The following is a 3,704-nucleotide window of genomic DNA, read 5'->3' on the forward strand; positions in this document are numbered from 1 at the left end:
CGCACAGGCTGGGGCCGTCCATCGTGTCCGGCTCCTCGCTGCTGGCGGCGTGATACAGCGCAGTCAGTAAATCATCGTCCATCTGCTAGGCTCCTTTCCTCTGCATCATGAAAGCCCTGCTTCCAGGCAATAGCAATCCACAAGCGGCACTTCCGGAGGAAGTTACGCACCACAGGGCCGTTGTCCCTTTTGGTGGCCGGCTCGTCCATTTTGGCAAGCGAATCCTCCAGCGCGGCGCGGTCTTGCTCCAAGCCGTCCTCATAAGAGAGATTAAAAACTTCCACCCAGGCGGCCGTGACCTCCCGCTCGTGCTCTGTCAGCTTTCGGCCGGCAAGCTGCTCCTGGTAGGCGATAAACGCCTCCGGCGTAGTGGGGAAGGTAATCATACCGCCACCGCCTTTAGATGATACAGGGCCTCCATGATGACCTCGGCCGCGAGCATTGCGGCCTCCTCCGGATCTCCGGAGCGCCGAATCAGCTCTATCAACTCCTGCTCCATGCTCATACCGTTGTCCTCCTGTTCCAACGACCTTGTACTCCATCTATTGCGTCATATATGTCTGTGTACTTGGCAGTCAAATAATCATAGCTAGGGCCGCTCGTGACCGTCCTACAATGGCAATAGCTGCACTCAACCGCAACAGCCGGGGTACCATATTGAGATTGCAGAACCAGGAAGGCGTCATGTCCGCAAAATGGGCACCTGTCTACCTCCAGATTTTCAGCATACTCGGTTATATTTTGCAGGCCAGCAGCGCCGCCAAAAACGACGGCCATATTATGTGAGATAGAATAATCCTGTGCCAGTTCCATTGGTATCTCCTCCATCTTGAAATCTGGAGGGGGCCGTGGTACAATGCCCTTGACCCCCTCCGGGGTGGTTGTGGGCTCTTATACGGCGCTTGTGGAAGGGTGGCCGTGTAAGGGCTCTTTCTTTTACGCCACGCAGAAGCGGCGGGCGGTGCTGGTGCGGGTGAAGCAGGCCGCCACCTCCGGCAGGGCCTTTCTCAGGGCCGCAGCGTCCAGCCTGGAGGACGTGACGGGCTTCCAGGTCACTTTATACTCCCCGGCCCGCAGCTCCTCCCGCTCGCCCATGTGGGCCTTGATAGCATCCCGGATGTCCTCGGCCTCTGCCTGGGCCTCCTCAATCAACTGCTGGAGCTGGCGCAGCTCCCGGATCTTCATTTCCAGTTCGGTAGTACTCATGGTATTGACCTCCTTGCAAAATAAAACAGACGGCACCGAATATCCGGCACCGTCTGGCATGTACTGTTTAGTTGGCCTTTTTGAGCTTCTGCAATTCCTCATTCATCTGTCGATACAGAGCCTTGAGAAACTTTACTTCTTCTTCCAGGTCGTCCACTCTGGAGCGGGGGACTAGCTTCTCCTGGATGTCTTGGATTCCTTCGGCCAGAAGGTCGAACTTCTTGGAAAACTCTGAATCCATTAGCGCCACAGTGTTCTTTGTGATGCGCTGTTCTGCCTGCGTAACCTCCTCACGGACTACCGCACGAATGGCCTCCAGCAGCTCCTTGTCTACCATCTTTATCACCCCTTGTCCTGATTATACGGTGTCGGATATTCGGTTGTCAAGGTTCGTGTCTAAGGTGTTGGCCCCCAGATAACACTTGCTCCTTGTTGGAAGCATCCCGGTGTCCTCATGAGTACGCCCTATCCGCTTTCGGCGGCTGTCGACCGCCGGGGCCCTGTCCCTCTTGACATTATGAATTATAATATATTAGCGCTAATATATCAATAGGCAGAACAGCCAATATTAGCGTTAATATATTGTGTATTATTTATATTGACGCTAATAGATTTATCGTGTATAATAAAGCCATAATGGAGGAGGTGTCGGCATTTGCCGCGCCCCAGGAAGGAGGGAAACACCGTGGCAGTATCAAAGGCCCAGCAAAAGGCGGTTACAAAGTATGTGAAAAATAAATATGACCGCTTCGGGCTCACCATGCCGAAAGGCGATCTGGACGTCATCAAAGCCCATGCAGAAGCCCGTGGGGAGAGCGTAAACGGTTTTGTGAACCGGGCCATATCTGAGGCTATGGAGCGGGACAACGCCGCTCCTGGGGCCGCTGGTGAGGTCACAGAGGACAGAGCATGAAAAAGCCGCCCCTGGTGCAGCGTACACCAAAGGCGGCAAGAGCGATTTAGACCCAACAGAAGAATCAAAACCGCGCCCCTATTGTACCATACTGGGCGCAGGTGGACAAGGAGGACTTTATGGCGACAATTAAAAGGCGCGAGGGGAAAAATGGCGCTAGTTATCTGATCCGTTCATCTTGTGGCTACGATGTGACAGGAAAACAAATCATGCGCTCCATGACGTGGCGGCCAAAACCTGGGATGACTGAGAAGCAGATCGAAAAAGAGTTGAACCGTCAAGCGGTCTTGTTTGACGAAAAATGTTCTGCTCAAGGTATCGGCGGCGGCAACGTAAAGTTTGAAACATTCTCCAAACAGTGGTTTAAAGAATATGCAGAACCGAATCTCCGGCCTCGGACAATTGATCGGCTACACCAGCAGGAGCCACGGGTTTATGAGGCTATTGGGCATATCCGACTTGATAGACTGACAGCCCGGCACATTCAAGGCTTTGTTCACTCACTTGGAGAAGATGGCTTAAATAAGAATACTGGGGGGAAACTCTCTCCGAAAACTATAAGGAACTACATTGCATTTGTTTCGTCCATACTCAGCTATGCGGTAAAGATGGGTATTATACAAGATAATCCATGCCGTCGCGTAACACTTCCACATGTTGACAGAAAGGAAAAAGAGGTTTACACATTAGAGGAGGCTCAGCATTTTCTAGAATCATTGGAGGCGGCTCCGATTCGCTATCAGACTTTTTGTGTTCTTGCGATTTATAGTGGCCTCCGACGCGGCGAACTGCTGGGGCTGGAGTGGCCGGATATAGATTTTAATAACCACACTCTCAACGTGCGCCGGAGTTCTCTATATACAAAAGAGAAGGGGATCTTTACAGATACGACCAAAACTGTGCAAAGTCAAAGAACATTAAAACTTCCAGAAAGTGTATTCCTGATCCTTCGTCGATATCATGCTGCACAGGCTCAAGAAAGGCTCTCACTTGGCGATCGGTGGGAGGCTGGAGAGCGATTGTTTACTACCACAGAGGGCCGCCCTCTGCATCCGAGTGCTCCCTATCGGTGGTTAGAGAAATTTTGTGCCGAGACAGGACAACGCTTTCTAGGAATCCACTCTTTCAGGCATTTAAATGCGTCTTTGATGATTGGAAGTGGAACAGATGTGCGTACCGTTTCGGCAATGCTAGGACATAGCCAAGCATCGACTACACTAAATTTATATGCTCACAGTTTCGCAGAAGCTCAGGCTAGAGCGGGGGAAGCGGTGGCGAATATGCTAGAACATAAAGCATCCAAGACAGGATAACGGACAAACAACGGACAAAAAGTAATAATCAAGGAAACAAAAAATCCGAAACTCGTTGCAGCACAACAAGTCTCGGATTTTTTGTTATGGTCGGAGTGCCGGGATTCGAACCCGGGGCCTCATGGACCCGAACCATGCGCGATACCAAACTTCGCCACACCCCGTTCACACGATGGATACTATTATAGCTGTCTTGCCGCCGGTTGTCAAGAGAGGAAATCTTCTCCGCATAGCAAAAGTTGTAGGACTACAATACATATTGGACATCTGAA

6 protein-coding genes and 1 tRNA gene are annotated in these 3,704 nt (G+C 51.5%); 2 read left to right on the plus strand and 5 right to left on the minus strand.

Translation table 11 applies throughout. The features are described from left to right. Positions 1-71: 71 nt before the first annotated feature. The 4 genes from HMPREF0372_RS09625 to HMPREF0372_RS09635 form a co-directional block, all read right to left on the minus strand. A complete protein-coding gene (locus tag HMPREF0372_RS09625) occupies positions 72-386 on the minus strand; it encodes a hypothetical protein (RefSeq protein ID WP_007491549.1) in 315 nt (104 codons plus the stop codon). After that, positions 383-505 carry a hypothetical protein gene (locus tag HMPREF0372_RS21030; protein WP_269142252.1) on the minus strand — a complete coding sequence of 41 codons (123 nt, stop codon included), beginning with the start codon at positions 503-505 and terminating at the stop codon, positions 383-385. Before HMPREF0372_RS21030 ends, HMPREF0372_RS09625 begins: the two co-directional genes overlap by 4 nt. A 431-nt stretch (positions 506-936) precedes the next feature. After that, positions 937-1,206 carry a hypothetical protein gene (locus HMPREF0372_RS09630; RefSeq protein ID WP_039997143.1) on the minus strand — a complete coding sequence of 90 codons (270 nt, stop codon included), beginning with the start codon at positions 1,204-1,206 and terminating at the stop codon, positions 937-939. Between the two features lie 67 nt (positions 1,207-1,273). Continuing rightward, a complete protein-coding gene (locus HMPREF0372_RS09635; protein WP_007491553.1) occupies positions 1,274-1,543 on the minus strand; it encodes a hypothetical protein in 270 nt (89 codons plus the stop codon). A 348-nt stretch (positions 1,544-1,891) separates the two neighbouring features. Between HMPREF0372_RS09635 and HMPREF0372_RS09640 the strand changes: the two genes are divergently transcribed. Then, on the plus strand, positions 1,892-2,119 hold the full coding sequence (locus HMPREF0372_RS09640; protein ID WP_039997145.1) for an Arc family DNA-binding protein: 228 nt from the start codon (positions 1,892-1,894) through the stop codon (positions 2,117-2,119). Positions 2,120-2,238: 119 nt separating this feature from the next. Next, positions 2,239-3,432: a tyrosine-type recombinase/integrase gene (locus HMPREF0372_RS19160; protein WP_007491556.1), complete on the plus strand. Its 1,194-nt coding sequence runs from the start codon at positions 2,239-2,241 to the stop codon at positions 3,430-3,432. Between the two features lie 87 nt (positions 3,433-3,519). On the opposite strand, the gene HMPREF0372_RS09645 is transcribed toward HMPREF0372_RS19160, so the two are convergent. Next, positions 3,520-3,596: transfer RNA gene (locus HMPREF0372_RS09645), tRNA-Pro, on the minus strand. Positions 3,597-3,704: the final 108 nt, after the last annotated feature.

This window comes from Flavonifractor plautii ATCC 29863, assembly GCF_000239295.1.
Taxonomy (GTDB): Bacteria; Bacillota; Clostridia; order Oscillospirales; family Oscillospiraceae; genus Flavonifractor; species Flavonifractor plautii.

Bases quoted from the DNA above. Each gene is read 5' to 3' on its own strand.
- HMPREF0372_RS21030 (WP_269142252.1), bottom strand. From the start codon at position 505: ATGAGCATGGAGCAGGAGTTGATAGAGCTGATTCGGCGCTCCGGAGAT.
- HMPREF0372_RS09625 (WP_007491549.1), bottom strand. From the start codon at position 386: ATGATTACCTTCCCCACTACGCCGGAGGCGTTTATCGCCTACCAGGAG.
- HMPREF0372_RS09630 (WP_039997143.1), bottom strand. From the start codon at position 1,206: ATGAGTACTACCGAACTGGAAATGAAGATCCGGGAGCTGCGCCAGCTC.
- HMPREF0372_RS09635 (WP_007491553.1), bottom strand. From the start codon at position 1,543: ATGGTAGACAAGGAGCTGCTGGAGGCCATTCGTGCGGTAGTCCGTGAG.
- HMPREF0372_RS19160 (WP_007491556.1), top strand. From the start codon at position 2,239: ATGGCGACAATTAAAAGGCGCGAGGGGAAAAATGGCGCTAGTTATCTG.